The 16116-nt window shown below is 67.3% G+C and carries 12 protein-coding genes; 6 read left to right on the top strand and 6 right to left on the bottom strand.

The window, feature by feature from the left end; genetic code table 11:
* Window positions 1–190: 190 nt before the first annotated feature.
* On the bottom strand, window positions 191–2872 hold the full coding sequence (locus EV659_RS02830) for a zinc-dependent metalloprotease (RefSeq protein ID WP_165878671.1): 2682 nt from the start codon (window positions 2870–2872) through the stop codon (window positions 191–193).
* Window positions 2873–3076: 204 nt separating this feature from the next.
* Between EV659_RS02830 and EV659_RS02825 the strand changes: the two genes are divergently transcribed.
* Window positions 3077–3877 carry a hypothetical protein gene (locus tag EV659_RS02825; protein WP_132707277.1) on the top strand — a complete coding sequence of 267 codons (801 nt, stop codon included), beginning with the start codon at window positions 3077–3079 and terminating at the stop codon, window positions 3875–3877.
* Window positions 3878–3911: 34 nt separating this feature from the next.
* Here the strand turns inward: EV659_RS02825 and EV659_RS02820 are convergent, their stop codons facing one another.
* The 4 genes from EV659_RS02820 to EV659_RS02805 form a co-directional block, all read right to left on the bottom strand.
* Entirely contained in the window at window positions 3912–4292 is a 381-nt protein-coding gene (locus EV659_RS02820; RefSeq protein ID WP_132707275.1) for a hypothetical protein, read from the bottom strand.
* Between the two features lie 174 nt (window positions 4293–4466).
* A complete protein-coding gene (locus tag EV659_RS02815) occupies window positions 4467–5012 on the bottom strand; it encodes a DUF6702 family protein (RefSeq protein WP_132707273.1) in 546 nt (181 codons plus the stop codon).
* Entirely contained in the window at window positions 5005–7425 is a 2421-nt protein-coding gene (locus tag EV659_RS02810; RefSeq protein ID WP_200287783.1) for a M1 family metallopeptidase, read from the bottom strand. The genes EV659_RS02815 and EV659_RS02810 overlap by 8 nt, the downstream gene beginning before the upstream one ends.
* A complete protein-coding gene (locus EV659_RS02805; RefSeq protein ID WP_132707271.1) occupies window positions 7418–9811 on the bottom strand; it encodes a M1 family metallopeptidase in 2394 nt (797 codons plus the stop codon). Before EV659_RS02805 ends, EV659_RS02810 begins: the two co-directional genes overlap by 8 nt.
* A gap of 169 nt (window positions 9812–9980) precedes the next feature.
* Between EV659_RS02805 and EV659_RS15115 the strand changes: the two genes are divergently transcribed.
* The 3 genes from EV659_RS15115 (at window position 9981) to EV659_RS02790 (ending at window position 12666) form a co-directional block, all read left to right on the top strand.
* A complete protein-coding gene (locus EV659_RS15115; protein WP_132707269.1) occupies window positions 9981–10526 on the top strand; it encodes a PilZ domain-containing protein in 546 nt (181 codons plus the stop codon).
* 90 nt (window positions 10527–10616) lie between these two features.
* Complete coding sequence (locus EV659_RS02795) at window positions 10617–12215, top strand: carbon-nitrogen hydrolase family protein (RefSeq protein ID WP_132707267.1); 1599 nt, start codon at window positions 10617–10619, stop codon at window positions 12213–12215.
* 226 nt (window positions 12216–12441) lie between these two features.
* Window positions 12442–12666: a YgaP family membrane protein gene (locus EV659_RS02790; protein WP_132707265.1), complete on the top strand. Its 225-nt coding sequence runs from the start codon at window positions 12442–12444 to the stop codon at window positions 12664–12666.
* A 197-nt stretch (window positions 12667–12863) separates the two neighbouring features.
* On the opposite strand, the gene EV659_RS02785 is transcribed toward EV659_RS02790, so the two are convergent.
* Window positions 12864–13592 (bottom strand): MBL fold metallo-hydrolase, encoded by a 729-nt coding sequence (locus EV659_RS02785; protein WP_132707264.1) that lies wholly within the window; start codon window positions 13590–13592, stop codon window positions 12864–12866.
* Between the two features lie 163 nt (window positions 13593–13755).
* Between EV659_RS02785 and queA the strand changes: the two genes are divergently transcribed.
* Window positions 13756–14811, top strand: a complete 1056-nt coding sequence (gene queA, locus EV659_RS02780; RefSeq protein WP_132707262.1) for a tRNA preQ1(34) S-adenosylmethionine ribosyltransferase-isomerase QueA — start codon at window positions 13756–13758, stop codon at window positions 14809–14811.
* Between the two features lie 71 nt (window positions 14812–14882).
* Window positions 14883–16034, top strand: a complete 1152-nt coding sequence (gene tgt, locus EV659_RS02775) for a tRNA guanosine(34) transglycosylase Tgt (protein WP_132707261.1) — start codon at window positions 14883–14885, stop codon at window positions 16032–16034.
* The last annotated feature ends 82 nt before the right edge of the window (window positions 16035–16116 follow it).

Genomic DNA, 16116 nt, shown 5'->3' with positions numbered 1-16116 from the left:
GGCGGCCGGGCAGCCAGCAGGGCCGTCCGGGTGGATCGCGGCATGGGCAGGATGGGCCCGGCCGCCACCGCTGTGGATCGGGTCGTCGTCCGAAGCGGCCGATACCGGGCGCCATCCGATCGGATGACCCGACCTGTTTGGGCACCCGGATCGCCAACATCGCGGCGGGGCAATCCGGGCGCCAACCGCGCTAGAGATCCTGGCGCGGATAGAGAGCGCGTTCGAGCAGCAGCGTCACATGGGTGCGATGGGCGCGGGTTTCGGCATTGCCGCGCCGGGCGCTGTCCATCCAGTCCTCGATCTGCTTGATCGCCGCCAGCGCCGCCGAGCGCGCCACATGGTCATAGGCCTCGGTGTCGTCGAGGATCTCGGTCAGGCGGCGGGTGTACTCGATCTGCAGGTTCTGACGGATCGTCGAGACGTCGCCGCGCAGATCGGCTTCGAACACCGCGTCGGTCAGGTCGCCCATCATCTCAGCAGCGCCATAGTTGTTGCCGTAGAGCCGGCTGTCGGTGACCCGGCGCAGCGTGTTGGGGTGCGTCAGATGGGCCAGAATCTCCGCCTGGATCGACAGATAGCGCTGGTGCAGCGTCGGGTCGTAAGGCTCGAAGAAATGGTCGAAGCCGCGGCGCTGCTTTTGCAGATGGTTGAGCAGGTCTTCCGGCGTTTCGAAGGCTTCGGGCGCGAACAGATGCTCGGCCAGCACCGCCATGGCCTCGCGCTGGGTGTCGCCCGGCACCGGGGCGAACGGCGGCCGGTCGCTCGCCTGGTCGGTGAACGCGCGGTTTTGATAGATGCCGCCGATATAGCGCGACACCACGCGCATGGCCGTGTTGTGCTGGCCGGTGAGGATCAGATAGGCGTTGCGCAGCGCGTGCCAGGACTGGCCCGGATCATCGAAACGCGCCTTGGCCTCGCTCAGCGTATCGCGCACCAGCTTGACCCGGTCGCGGGCGTACTGGATCGGGTCGTCCGACAGGTCGCCGATCATCACCCGGGGGTCGTTGCCGCGGCCGGGCGCGCGCATGTCGTCGGCGTCATTGCCGAACACCAGCGCCGGCTCGGTCGAGCGCGCCAGATGCGCCGCCCGCGCCTCGGCGTCGGCAAGGTCGGGATCGTAGGCGAAGCGGATTGCCCAGACGTCATAGGGGCCCGGCCGGGTGTCGAAATAGTTGGGCTGGTCATCGGGGTCGGGCGAGACGTTGAGCGCTTGATAGTCCATCACGCTGCCGCTGATCGTGCCCTGGGTGATGTCGCGGTCGTAGATGCCGTCATAGGACACGGCGTGGGTCGCCATCATGTTGTGGTTGAGGCCCAGCGTGTGGCCCACCTCGTGCAGGGTCAACAGCCGCAGCCCTTCCTGGACCAGGCGTTCCTTCTCGGCGTCGCTGTAGCCGCGGGCGTCGAGCACCGACTTGGCGAACAGCGTGTTGACCTGAAGGTGGTGGCCCATGGAACACATCATCGCCTTGCCCGGGGCGTCGCCCGCGGTCGCCGGCGCGCCCGGCAGCGGCAGCGGCTGGGGCGCCAGGCCGCGCCCGGCCACGTCGAACAGGTCGTCATAGACCAGCCGGTTGGTCACATAGACGTTTTCCAGCATGATGTCGGCGCCGAGGATCTGGCCGGTCAGCGGATTGGTGAAGCTCGGCCCATAGCCGCCGAACGGCGGCTGCGGCGACGAGGTCCAGCGCAGCACATTGTAGCGGATGTCGCCGGCGTCCCAGTCGGCGTCGTCGGGCTGCACCTTGACCACCATGGCGTTCTTGAACCCGGCGGCCTCGAACGCTTCGTTCCAGGCTTCCACGCCGGCGCGGATGGCGTCGCGATAGGCGTCGGGGGTGGTGTTCTCGATCCACCAGACGATCGGTTCGACGGGCTCGCTGAGCTTGGCACCGGGGGTCTTTTTGCGCAGGTCCCAGCGGGTGATCATGTCGCGATAGGGGGTCGCCGAGTGGCTGGTGAGGTCGGTCACCCGGTCGAAGAAATAGCCCACCCGCGGGTCGTCGAAGCGCGGCTCATAGTCGGTCTCGGGCAGGGCGATCAGCGAGTGTTGCAGGGTCACCTGCACGGCGCGCGGGTCGGTCACCGCCTCGGACCCACCGACCAGCGGTTGCGGGTTGGTGTAGACATAGTCCACGGTCACCGCGATGTTTTCGGGATAGGTGGCGATCCGGCGGATCTTGGTGCGGTCATCGGCCAGCTTGCCGACCTTGAACTGGCTGCCCGGCGGCGCCTTGGGATTGGGCGTCGGGGCGACCTGGTGGAAGGCTTCCTTCAAGAACAGCCCGTCGGCCTTGATCAGCAGGGTTTCGCCGTCCTCGCTCTCGGCCTCGATCTCGGCGGCTGCCAGCACGGCGGGCGAGATGTTGGCGCTGGCCGCGCGCGACAGGGCGTTGTCCGGGTCGAAATAGAAATGCGTGTTTTCTTCGACGAATTCGATGCAGTCGAAGTGGCGGTTGATGGCGAAGATGGTGTTGTCGCGGAACGCGCCCCGGAAGTGCCCGGCTTCGAGCACCCCGTCCACCGTGTGGGTGAAATAGACGAACCGGCCGCCCAGTTGGTCCTTGGCGATCGCCATGCGCACGGTGCCGTCTTCCGGGTCGCGGTAGAGGGTGAACAGCCCCTCGTGCACGGTGTGGCCATCGACGATCTGTTCGAGGGTCTTGTCCTCTTCCGCGTCTGTGTCGGCGTCTTTGTCTTCGCCGTCATCGGCCGCGTCGTCCGCCGCGTCGTCGGTGTCCTGGGCGTCGGTCTCTTGGGCGGCCGGCTGGGCCGGTCCGGGCGCGTCGCGGCCAATGGCTTGCGGGGCAGGGGCAAAGACGATTGCGCTGGTCAAAAGCCAGGCGATCAGGCGCGGGACGGGGCTGGCCATGGGCTTCTCCATCTTCGTGCTGTCGAGGATTGAACGGCGGGGGACGCGCCCCCTTCTTGCGTGGTTTGCGCTTAGAACAACGATCGTGACGGTTGGTTGAGCGTCAGGCAAGAGCCTAGCAGCGTCTCGGGCCCCGACCGATAGAATTGACTCCTTCCAATCCGCTCCCATGTTAAAAAAGACAAGCACAGCAAGGAGGCTTTCATGCGAGCGATGCGCAACAGTGTCGCGGCCCTGGTGGCCGCAGGCGTTTTGGCCGGCGTGACGGCTCCGGCCATGGCTCAAGACAATGCAAAGGATCGGGGGGCAAGTGATCGGGAGACCAGCGATCGGGCCGCCGGCGAGGCGCCCGCGTCCACGCGCGCCGGCGCGGACATTCCCGTCGAAGTGCGCTTGTCGCGATTTTGGGAAAAGAATGTCGACCGGCTCAATGTGATCGAGCAGCGGCTCGAAGAGCGCTTCCGTGACCACGCACTGAACGAACGGCGGCCGAACAGCAGCGTCTTCCGGCTTAACGAGGCGCGCACCGCCGGCACCGAATGGGCCAATGAACGGCTGATCGACAAGGCGGAGAATTATACGGTCACGAACCTGGTCACCCGGCTGGTGCAGCACAATCTGGACCGCGCCGGGATCGAGCCCGAGGGCACGATCCGCGTCACCATCGACCGGATCAACCTGACCAATGCGGATCTGGCGGTGCTCAACGGGGCCACCAACTGGGTCAAGGGCCGCTTCGCGCTGGTCGGTCCCGATGGCGAGGTGGCCCAGGACATCAAGGTCAGCACCAATTTCGTCGCCAACCCGACGGTGGACCAAGCCTATGACGGGCCCGAATACGCCTTCTGGGCGTTCGACGAGACCACCCGCGTGGGGCCGGTGTTGAGCCAGTTCGTCGAGGAGGGGTTGGAGAAGATGTACCCCGAGCACAAGGACGCCATCCACGGCCCGGTGCTGGTGCAGCCGATCCTGTCGGCGCCGACCCAGACCTTCTTCCGTAACTGAGGGCAGGGGGCGCCGGCGCGCCCGGCCGTCCGGTTCAGCGCTGGGCGCGCAGCCGCTCCTCCAACCGCTCGGCGACCGCGCCGCAATCGGCCCGGGCGCCGCGCGCCTCGCTCAGCGAAGCGGTGTTCTCCAACTCGATCCGCGCCATCACCCGGTCGGCGCGGGTCTCGGACAACGCGTTGATGCGCGCCTCTGCGGCGACCAAAAAGTCTTCGATATCGTCCGCGTCCAGCGTGCAGTGGCGGGCCAAGCCCAACAGCCGGCCCATGGCGGCGGCCGCTTCCATGGCGGCGCTCGGCGCCTCTTCAGCGACCGGTCCGACCGTGTCGCGGCCAGGCGGTGGTGTCGTCGGCGCTGTCTCAGGCGGTGCGTCGGCGGCGCTGTGCAAGGCGAGGGCGAGAAACAACCAATACACGGGCATGTCATCCTTCAGGCTGGCGAGGCGGCTTGAGGCGGGCGGGGCCGGACGGCGTTTGTGATACGCTCGCCCGGCCCCGATCCGTCGGTCGACCGGTCATCGCGGCCGGTCGGGGAGGTGGTCGCGGGGCCGAGCCTGGGGGCCTGTGACCGGTCCCCGGGGTGGGGCGGGTCAGTCGCGCGCCACCGGGGCGACGATCTGTTCGGCGGTCTCGGCGGTGAACAGCGCCGAGCCGCGTTGCCGGCCATCGGTCAGCACCACGGTATTGCGCTGGTCGGGAAAGATGTCGACCAGAATCGCGTTGCGCACGCCGTAGCGCACCGGGCCCGGGGGCAGCGGTGCCTCGGCATAGGCAATCACCGTGTCGCCGTCCACCTCGGCGCCCAGATAGTCGAGTTTGAGCGCCCCGTCTGGCCCATAGATCCTGAACCGTTCGGCCAGATAGCGGCCGAGCGCGCGCTCGGCGCGCTCGAACTCGCCCTCGTTGAGGAAGCTGATCTTCTCGTCGGCGATCACCGACACCGCCACGTCGATGTCGTGCAGGGTCAACTGGTGGATCACCTCGACCGTCTCGGCGCGGTGGTTGATGTTGATCCGGGTCAGCGCGGCATAGAAGTTATGCGCCAACGCGATGCCCGCCACCAGCGCGACCAGAGCGAGGCCGGCCAAGACCAGCCCCGTGCCCCGGAACGAGGCGAGACGACGCCCCTTAGCCATCGCGCGCCTCCTCGGACATCGGCGCGGTTTCGCCCATGTCGCGCATCAGATTGGGGCGCGGCGGCCGGGATTGCAGCTCGATCCGGCTGTCGGCGGCGGCGCGCGGCCAGACATTGTCGCTGTGGTCGGCGTCGGCGATGGAACGATACTTGGCCACTTTCACCGAGCGGATCGCCTTGTCGCGGATCAGCAGCTTGGTGACCTCGCTCTGGTTGCGGCGCCAGATCTCGGCCGGGATCACCAGCCGTTCGTTCGAGCCGTCCTCATAGGCGATGTCCAGGGGCAGCGGCGTCACCAGCCCGCCCTTGTTGGCGAAGTGCAGAAAGTAGAGCCGGCTGTCGTCGGACAGCAGGCGCTTCTGCCACATCTCCAGGCCCGCCACCATGTCCTCATAGGCCTTGCGTTGCGTCGGCGTGACCGTGAACCGGTCATGCTCGTTGTAGAAGTCCTTGAGGCCGGGGAAGCGGTCGACCCGGTAGTCGAGGTCGGCGGCCTTGTTGCGCTCGGCCATGATGGTCGGCGCCCGGTCGGCGTCGCGCGCCCGCGCGATCTCGGCTTCGGTGTCGGGGTTTTGGGTGTCGATGCGCGCTTCGGTGACGCCGGTCAGCGCCACGTCCACATGGGTTGTGGTATAGAACCAGCCGCGCCAGAACCAGTCCAGGTCGCGCCCCGACACCTCTTCCATGGTGCGGAAGAAGTCGGCCGGTTGCGGGCGCTTGAACTTCCAGCGCTCGGCGAAGGCGCGCAGCGCGTCGTCGAACAACTCGCGCCCGATGACCACCTCGCGCAGCACGCTCAGCGCCGCCGCCACCTTGGTATAGGCGTTGCCGCCGCGATTGTTGAGCGCATCGCCCTGGACCATCACCGGCACCTGATCGGCCGAGGTCATGTAGCGAATGGCGTTGCCGGGCAGGTCGTCGGCGGCCGGGTGGTCGGGTTCCCATTCCATTTGCGCCAGCGTGTCGAGGAAGCTGTTCAGCCCCTCGTCGAGCCAGATGAACTGGCGCTCGTCGGTATTGATGACCATGGGCAGCCATTGGTGGCCGATCTCGTGGATCACCACGCCGATCAGGCCGTACTTTTCGCGCCGGCTGTAGGTGCCGTCGTCGGCGGCCGGGCGCGGCGCGTTGGCGACGATCATCGGGAATTCCATGCCCGAGCGGATCGGCGCGTTGACCGAAATCGCCACCGGATAGGGGTAGGGGAAGGTCATGCGCCCATAGACGTCGAGCGTGTGCGCCACCGCCTGGGTCGAATAGCGGCTCCAGATCGGCTCGCCCTCCTGCGGGAACAGCGACATGGCCATGACCGTGCGGCCGTCGCGGGTTTGATAGCCCATGGCGTCCCAGATGAACGCCGGCGACGCGGCGAAGGCGAAGTCGCGGACATTCTCGGCCCGGTAGCGCCAGGTGCGCGTGCCGTCGGGCGTCTTGGCGCGGCGTTCGGCGGCCTCGGCCGGCAGGATGATCGCCACCGGCTTGTCGGCTTGCGCGGCGCGGTCGAGCCGGCGGCGCTGCACGTCACTCAGCACCCGGCGCGGGTTCTGCAACTCGCCGGTCGCCGCCACCGTGAACGTGTCGGGCACGGTGATCGCCACGTCATAGTCGCCGAATTCCAGCGCATATTCCACATACAGGAACGACTTGGTGATCCAGCCGTCATAGTCGGTGTAGGCGGCGACGCGCGGGTAGAAGAACGACAGGAAATAGTTGGCCGCGCCGTCGTCGAACACTTCGAGGCCGTTGCGGTTCGACAGCACCGCGCCGGGCGTGACCACCGGGTGCTGCCAGTCGATGGCGATCGCCACGCTGTCGCCGGGCGCCAGCGGTTCGAACAGGTCGACGCGCATCTTGGTGTCGTCGATCACATGGGCCAAGGCGGCGCCGCCCTGGGCCAGCGCCACCCGCTCGATGGTCATGCCCCAGTCATTGTTCCGGGTCACCAACAGCCGGCGCAAGGTGTCATAGGCCATGCGCTCGGTGTCGTCATTGGTCTCGGTCAGCCGCGAATGAGACCGCGCGTCGAAGCGGTTCTGGTCCAGTTGGAACCAGATATAGCGCAGGGTGTCGGGCGACTTGTTGGTGTAGGTGACCACCTGGCTGCCGACGATGCGCTGGTTGGCGTCGTCGAGGGTCACTTCCATGTCATAGTCGGCGCGCTGCTGCCAGTATTGCGGGCCGGGCTTGCCGCCGCCGGTGCGATAGACATTGGGCGTCGGCAGGATCTCGGTCAGTTGCCGGAACTTGTCCTCATGGCCCTGCTTGGTCTGGCTGATCGGATAGACGCCGCGGTCGCCCGCCTCATGGCCCTGCTGGCCCCGGTCGGAGGCGCCCGCCGCGATGTCCGAAAGGCCCATGGCGGCGACCAACGCCGCCGCCATGGTGAAAAGCCGGGCTGGTTTGCGATTATTCATCGCCGCCGGTCTCCTCGCTCGTGTCGTCATCGGCGCCGTCGCGCATTTCCTGCATCAGGTTCGGCCGCGACTTGTACTTGAACAGCTCCAACCGGGTCTTGACGGGTTCGGCCGGCCAGACATTGTTGGTGGTGTCGGCGTCGGCGGTCTCGCGGTGCGGGTCGAGCTGGATCTTGGCGATTTCCTTGTCGCGGATCAGCAGCTTGGTGACCTCGTTCTGGTTCCGCCGCCAGATCTCGGCCGGGATGCGCAACTCTTCGGTGCTGCCGTCGGCATAGGTGATGTCCAGCAGGATCGGCATCACCAGGCCGCCGATATTCTCGAAGTCCAGGAAATAGAGGTTGGCGCCGAGGGCGAGCATCTCCTTCTGCCACTCCTCCAGGCCCTCGACCATGCCCTCATAGCTCTTGCGGTCCTTGGGCGTGACGGTGAAGCGGTCGTTTTCGTTGTAGAAATCCTTGAGCTCGGGGAACCGGTCGACGCGATAGTCGATGGCCGCCTCGGCATTGCGCTTGGCCATGATGGTCGGCGTCTTGGCCGCTTCCTTGGCGCGCTGGCGGGGCTTTTCCACATCGGGGTTCTGGGTCGAGAGGGTCGCCCGGGTGACGCCGGTCAGCGCGATATCCACATGGTCGGTGGTATAGAACCAGCCGCGCCAGAACCAGTCCAGGTCACGGCCCGAGGCGTCTTCGAGGCTGCGGAACAGGTCGGCGGGTTGCGGGCGCTTGAACTTCCAGCGCCGGGCATATTCCTTGAACGCGAAGTCGAACAGCTCGCGCCCGACCACGGTCTCGCGCAGGATGTTGAGCGCGATCGCCGGCTTGCCATAGGCGTTGTTGCCGAACTGCAGGATGCTGTCCGACTGGGTCATGATCGGCACCTGGTTGGGGCTGACCATATAGTCGACGATGCTCTCGGGCGCGCCGCGCCGCGAGGGATAATCCTCTTCCCATTCCTGTTCGGCGAGCGTTTGCAGGAACGAGTTGATGCCCTCGTCCATCCAGGTCCAGTTGCGCTCGTCGGTGTTGACGGTCATGGGGAAGTAGATATGGCCGATCTCGTGGATGATCACCGAGATCAGGCCGTATTTGGTGCGCCGGGAATAGCTGCGCTCGCCGGTTTCCTCGTCGATTTCGGGGCGCGGGCCGTTCGACGTGATCATGGGATATTCCATGCCGCCGCCGATCGGGCCCATCACCGACTGGGCCACCGGATAGGGATATTCGAAGCTGTAGCGCGAATAGGTGTCGAGCGTGTGCAGGATCGAGTGGGTGGAATACTTGTCCCACAGCGGCATGCCTTCTTCGGGGTAGAAGGACATGGCGAGCACGGTGCGGTCGTCGTCGGGCGTCTCGGTGTCCTGGTCGAAGGTGAAGCCGGCGGCGTCCCAGACGAACTTGCGGCTCGACGCGAACGCGAAGTCGCGCACATTGTCGGCCTTGAAGTGCCAGGTGCGGGTGCCGCGCGCCTTGGACTTCTGGTTTTCCTTGGCCTCTTCAGGCGTGATGATGAAGATCGGCTCGTCGGCCTCGCGCGCGCGCTCCAGGCGCTGGCGCTGGCGGCGGTTGAGCACGTCGCCGGGGTTCTGGAGCGTGCCGGTGGAGGCGACCACATGGTCGGCGGGCACGGTGATCTCCACGTCATAGTCGCCGAATTCGAGCGTGAACTCGCCGCCGCCGAGGAACTGCTTGGTGTTCCAGCCGGCGTCGTCGGTATAGGCGGCCAGGCGCGGGAACCACTGGGCGATGAAATAGACGTGGTTGCCGTCGTCTTCGTAGAACTCCCAACCGCCGCGCGCGCCAAGCACCTTGGCTTCGGGGATGTTGTAGGACCAGTCGATGGTGAAATCGACCGTCGCGCCGGGTGCCAGCGGCTCGGGCAGGTCGATGCGCATCATCGTGTCGGTGATCGTGTAGGCCAGCGGATTGCCGTCGGCGTCGGTGACCGCGGCGATCTTGTGGCCGCCGTCATGGTCCATCTGGCGCAGCCGGGCGCGCAGCGACCGGAACGCCATCTTCTCGGCCTGGTCCTTGCCGGCGGTCAGCGTGGCATAGGCGTCGGAATGCTTGGCGAAGCGCTGCTGGTCGAGCTGTACCCAAAGATAGCGCAAGGTGTCGGGCGACTGGTTATGATAAGTGACCGTCTCCACGCCGCTCAACCGCCGGGCATCGGCGTCGAGCGTCACGTCGATCTCGTAATCGACCTTTTGCTGCCAATATTCGTGCCCCGGGGCGCCCGATCCTGTACGATAGACATTGGGCGTGGGCAGGATTTCATCCAGTTGCCGAAATTTGTCGGTGTGGCCGGACTTGGTCTGCTCGATCTGAGCGGACGCGGGCAGCGCCGACAGACACAGCGCGGCCGCAAAAAGAGCGGAAAGACGCATGGAAGAGAGTCCTTTTGCTTGTGGGACAGCGGCCAAGACCCTAGCGGGCGGGTCGGGGGATGGCAAGGCAACGCCCGGGGCGTCTTTCGTTCCTATCATTGCGGTTGCGCCGTTCCATGCTATGCAAAGATGACGACAAGGGGCAGGGCGATGATCGAAGGTGGCGGGCATGAGCGGTGAGGGGCTGGGCGAAAACCGCGGTGGCGACGCCAACCGCCGCCGGGAAGACCGCTTGGCGGTGGGGGTTCCCTGCGTTATCGGCCTGGACGGCGTCGAGGCCGAGCGGGCTTTCATCGTCGATTGGAGCGATGGCGGGTTGGGGCTGCGATTGCCTGCGGTGTCCGCTCTGGCCCCGGGTCAGGTGGTCCACCTGACGGCGGCCGGTTGCCGGTCGCTGACCATGACGGTGGCCTGGGTCTGCGACGATCGGTTGGGGCTCAGCGGCGACGGCGCGACGGCTTTCACCCATGCGCTCGCCCAGTTGGCCGGTATTCCGCTGCCCCATCAGGAGCCCGATGCGACCGCCGGGGCCGCCGGGGCCGCCGGGGCCGTCGCTGCCGGGCGTCTTGCCCCCGATCCCGGCCCCGATCCTGATCCCAATGCCGAGTCCAATGCCAATTCTGGCGCCGACGCTGCCCCCGCTTCCGTTTCCGGGTCGCAAACGGGCGCCCGTTCCGAACCGGGGCCTGGGCCCGGTCGCGACGAGACCGCCTGACCGACCGAACGCTGGCGACCCGACCGCCCCATTGGCCGGACCTGTCCTGGCCGAGCGGGGCGGTCCATTCGTTTCGACAAAGGAGTATCCATGGCCGCTCAACAGTATCGCGCCAAAATCCATGTGCGCGAGGCGACCCCCGAAGACGTGCCCGCCATCCACCGGCTGCTGCGCAAGGCGTACAACAATGACGACATGATGGCCGAGACGCCCGAGGCGCTGCGCGGCGCGCTCAACCGGTTTCCCCAGGGCCAGTTCGTGGCGCTTTGGGAAGACCGGGTGGTCGGCTATTGTTCCACCTTCGTGATCCGTTCGGAGGTGGCGCTGCGCGCGCATACCTATGCCGAGATCACCGGCAACGGCTTTGCCGCGCGCCACGACCCCAGGGGCGACATGCTCTATGGCATGGAGGTGGCGGTCGACCCCGACATGCGCTCCAAGCGCATCGGCCAGCGGCTCTACAATGCGCGCAAGGAATTGTGCGAGCGGCTCGGTCTCAAGGGCATCGCGTTCGGCGGTCGCATGCCCGGGCTCGCCCGGCGGCTGCGCAAGGTCGGTTCGGTCGAAGCCTATGTGGAGGCGGTGCAGAAGCGCCAGATCCGCGACAGCGTGCTGCACTTCCAGTTGCGCAATGGCTTCGAGTTCCAGCGCGTGCTGCCCAACTATTTGCCGTCGGACCGCCAGTCGATGGGCTATGCGGCGCTGATGGTCTGGCACAATCCCAATGTGCCCGACGAATCGGTGGTGCGCACCATGCCCAAGGACCCGACGCTGGAACGCGCCGTCCGGGTCTGTACGGTGCAGCTCAAGATGCGCGCGGTGTCGTCGTTCAGCGAGTTTATCGCCAATGTGGAATATTTCACCGAGGTGGCCAGCGACTATGAGGCCGATTTCGTGGTGTTCCCCGAATTGTTCACCCTGCAACTGTTGTCGGCCGAGCCGCGCAAGCTGTCGCCCGCAGACAGTATCGAGGCGTTGACCAATTATACCGAGCGCTTCCGCGACCAGATGCGCGACCTGGCGGTGGCCCATAACATCAACATCGTCGGCGGCTCGCACCCCACCAAGGTAGCCAATGGCGAGGTGCGCAACGTGGCCTATCTGTTCGGCCGTGACGGCGCGGTGCACGCCCAGGAAAAGATCCACCCGACGCCCAACGAAGCCTTCTGGTGGAACATCACCGGCGGCGACCGCTTGAGCGCCATCCAGACCGATTGCGGGCCGGTGGGCATCCTGATCTGCTACGATACCGAGTTTCCCGAACTGGCCCGCCATCTGGTCGACCAGGGCGCGGTGATCCTGTTCACGCCGTTCTGCACCGACGAACGGCAGAGTTATCTGCGCGTGCGCTACTGCGCCCAGGCCCGGGCGGTGGAAAACCAGTGCTATGTGGTGCTGTCGGGCAATGTGGGCAATCTGCCCAATGTGGAGAACATGGACATTCAGTACGCGCAGAGTTGCATTCTCAACCCGTGCGATTTTCCGTTCGCGCGCGACGGCATCGCCGCCGATACCACGCCCAACGCCGAAATGGTGGCGTTCGCCGACCTGCACCTGGACGCCCTGATGCGGGCACGCAATGACGGCACGGTGCAGAACCTCAAGGACCGGCGCTTCGACCTCTACAGCGTCAACTGGAAGAAGCCGCTGCCCGAGGACGAGGAATCCGACGCCGCCGCCGGCGACTGACCGCAGGCGCACGCGTCGGCCGGCCCGGGCTGCGATTGCGCTGGGCACCGGATCGCGTCCGCGACGGGAAGGTCGGCGCGGGCCGGCTGGCGGTGGGCCGTGCGCTGCGGTGGGCGGGGCTGCCGTCATGGTCGCCCGTCGGTGCGGCGGATGGACCGGGCCTCTCGCAAAAATGCAATGATATACCATATCATTGCATTGGCATTTCGACACAAGGAGGTTGATGATGACGGTCGAACGGATTGTTTTGTTGTTCGTGGGCGCTGTGGTGGTGGCGAGTGCCGTACTGGCGCAGGTGCACAACCCCAATTGGCTGTGGCTGGCCTTGGCCATGGGCGTCAATCTGATGCAGATGGCGTTCACCGGATTCTGCCCCATGGCCGCCATCGCCAAGGCGCTCGGTGCCCGGCCCGGGGCCGTGTTCGCCCGGGGCGAGAGCGGCCGCGCCTGAGAGCCCCTCTTCACGAGACCGACCGGGCCGGGGCGGGCCGCGTTTGAACCGCGACCCGGCTCGGATCTGGGCCCGAGCCTGGGCCCGGATCTGACCTGGGGTTTGGGCCGAGGCGGTCTTGGGCCGCCGCATGGTCCCCCAGCCGTCGCGTCCCACAGCCGGGCGCGCGAGCGTTGCGCCATCGCAGCTTGGGCGCCCTAAAGGCGGATCACCCGGCCGTCGTCCAAGCGCTCGAAATCCGCCGGGGCGGCGGCCAGCACGTCTTCGCCCATGTGGCTGAGCGCGATGCGTCGCGCCCCCAGCCGGTCGCGGTGGCGCACCAGTTCTTCATGGCTGATGTGCCACGGCACGCCCTCGCACATGGCCGAGCATTCGATGATCAGCAGGTCGGCGCCGTCGGCCAGCCGCTCGACCCCCTCGCACCAGGCGGTATCGCCGGTGAACGCCAGCGTCTTGCCGTCGGCGGCGACGCGAAAACCCAGCGTCGGCGCCCCCGAGGGGTGGCGCATGGCCTCGGTGGCGATGTCGAGCCCGGCGACCTCGGTGGCGTCGCCCGGCATCAATTCGGTGATCTGGATGTCGAACGGCAACTTGCGCCAGGCGCCGGGGTAGAGCGCCGCACTCAGCGCCTCCAGCCGGGCCCCGAGCCCGACCGGTCCGACCAGCCGGATCGGCGCCAGCTTGCCGGCGCGAAACGCCCGGTCGATCAGCAGAAACGGCAGGCCGCCCATATGGTCGCCATGGGGGTGGGTGATCAGCACGGTGTCGGCGGCTTCGGGCTTGAGCCCCTGGCGCTTGAGCGCGGTCAGCGAGGTGGCGCCGCAGTCGATCAGCGCGCTGCCCTGGTCGTGGTCGAGCCAGAAACAGGTGTGGAACCGGCCGCCGGAAGAAAAGGCGTCGCCGCAGCCGGCGATGGTCAGGTGCATGGCGAAGGCTCCTCAAGACAGGTGGCGCCTGAACCGATCGGTGGCGCTCACAGGCGGGCGCCATGGGGCAGTCGGTCCCGATGGACATTTAGCCCCTAAAGAAACGCAGGCCGAGACTGCCCCGAGGCTTGCCCCCGGCGCAAGGCCCCATTAAACCGCACCCATGCGTGTTGATGCCTTCGATTTCCACCTGCCCGAAGACCGGATCGCCCTGCGCCCCGCCGAGCCGCGGGATGCGGCGCGCCTGCTTGTGGTGCGGCCTGACGAGCTGCTCGACCGCGGGGTTCTGGACCTGCCCGACCTGCTCGGCCCCGGCGACGTGCTGGTGGTCAACAACACCCGGGTGATCCCGAGCCGTCTGCACGGCCGCCGCGGCGAGGCCCGGGTCGAAGTGACGCTGCACAAGTCCGAAGGCGGTACGGTGTGGGCGGCGTTCGCCCGCCCGGCGCGCAAATGCCGCCCCGGCGACACGCTGGTGTTTGGCGACCTGTGCGCGCAGGTGGTCGAACGGCGTGCCGGCGGCGAAGTGGTGCTCGCCTTCGATTGCGCCGACGACCAGATGATGGCGGCGCTCGAAGCCCATGGCGAGATGCCGCTGCCGCCCTATATCGCCGGGCGCCGCGCCGTCGATACTAAGGATGACAGCGACTATCAGACCGCCTTCGCGGCCGAGGCCGGCGCGGTCGCCGCCCCCACCGCCGGCTTGCACTTCACCGACCGGCTGCTCGCGGCCCTTGCCGCGCGCGGGGTCGGGCGCGAGGAGGTGACCCTGCATGTGGGCGCCGGCACCTTCCTGCCGGTCAAGGCCGAAGACACCGACGCCCATGTGATGCACGCCGAATGGGGCCGGGTGCCGCGCGCCGTGGCCGAGCGCCTGACCGCCGCGCGCGCCGCCGGCGGCCGGGTGGTCGCGGTCGGCACCACGTCGCTGCGCCTGTTGGAGAGTGCCGCCGACCAGGCCGGGCGCATCCAGCCGTTCGAGGGCGACACCGACATCTTCATCACGCCGGGCTATCGGTTCCGCGCCATCGACCGGCTGATGACCAATTTCCACCTGCCGCGCTCGACCCTGTTCATGCTGGTGTCGGCGTTCTCAGGGCTCGACCGGATGCAGTCGGCCTATGCCCATGCGGTGGCCGAGCGCTATCGTTTCTACAGCTATGGCGACGCCTGCCTGTTGCACCCGTCGACCCCGTCGGTCGGTGGCGCGGGCCGCTGACGCGCCCCTGAGACACCGCTGAGGCGCCGGCGCCGGCCTTTTGTTTCTGCCATTGTGGACCCAGACCGCCCATGACCGCTTCCCCCCGTCCCCGTTTCCACTACACCGTCCACGCCCGGGATGGGCGCGCGCGCACCGGCACGCTGGCCATGGCGCGCGGCGACATTGCCACGCCGGCGTTCATGCCGGTGGGCACGGCGGCGACGGTCAAGGGCATGCTGCCCGAACAGGTGCGCGCCACCGGCGCCGACATCCTGCTTGGCAACACCTATCATTTGATGCTGCGCCCGGGGGCCGAGCGGGTGGCGGCCCTGGGCGGTCTGCACGGGTTCATGAACTGGGACCGGCCGATCCTGACCGACAGCGGCGGCTTTCAGGTCATGTCGTTGACCGACTTGCGCAAGCTGACCGAGGAGGGCGTCACCTTCCGGTCGCACCTGGACGGCACCAAGCATCTGCTGACGCCCGAACGGTCGATGGAGATCCAGCGCCTGTTGGGCAGCGACATCGTCATGGCGTTCGACGAGTGCACGCCGTTCCCGGCCAGCCACGACCAGGCGCGCACGTCGATGGAATTGTCCATGCGCTGGGCGGCGCGCAGCCGGGCGGGCTTCGACGCCGGCGGCGACCATGCCGCCCGTGCGGCGCTGTTCGGGATCGTCCAGGGCGGCGTCTATGAAGACCTGCGCGCGCGCTCGGCCGAGGCGCTCCAGGCCATCGGCTTCGACGGCTATGCGGTCGGCGGCCTGGCGGTGGGCGAGGGCCAGGACTTGATGTTTCAGACCCTGGACCACACGGTCCCGCATCTGCCCGACGACGCGCCGCGCTATCTGATGGGGGTCGGCAAGCCCGACGACATCGTCGGCGCGGTGTGTCGCGGCATCGACATGTTCGATTGCGTGCTGCCGACGCGCTCGGGGCGCACCGGCCAGGCGTTCACCTTCGCCGGCCCGGTGACGCTCAAGAACGCCCGCCACCGCGACGACCCGCGGCCGCTCGACCCACGGGTGGCGAGCCCGGCGGCCGCCTACAGCCGCGCCTATCTGCACCATCTGGTCAAGGCCGGCGAGATGCTCGGCGCGATCCTGCTCACCTGGCACAATCTGGCCTTCTATCAGACGCTGATGGCCGAGCTGCGCCAGGCGATCGCCGACAACCGCCTCGACGCCTATGCCGAGGCGTTCCTGGCCGGCTATCGCGGCGGCGACATCGAGCCCCTTTGAGCGACCGGGGCGCGTCCGGCCCGAGGGGGTGGGCGCGACGGGAAAAAACAGGTCGGGGGCGTGAAAAAGCATGATCGAAAGG

Origin of the sequence: Rhodothalassium salexigens DSM 2132, assembly GCF_004341375.1 — a bacterium.
GTDB lineage: Bacteria > Pseudomonadota > Alphaproteobacteria > Sphingomonadales > Rhodothalassiaceae > Rhodothalassium > Rhodothalassium salexigens.
This window is presented reverse-complemented; position numbering and strand designations above follow the sequence as displayed.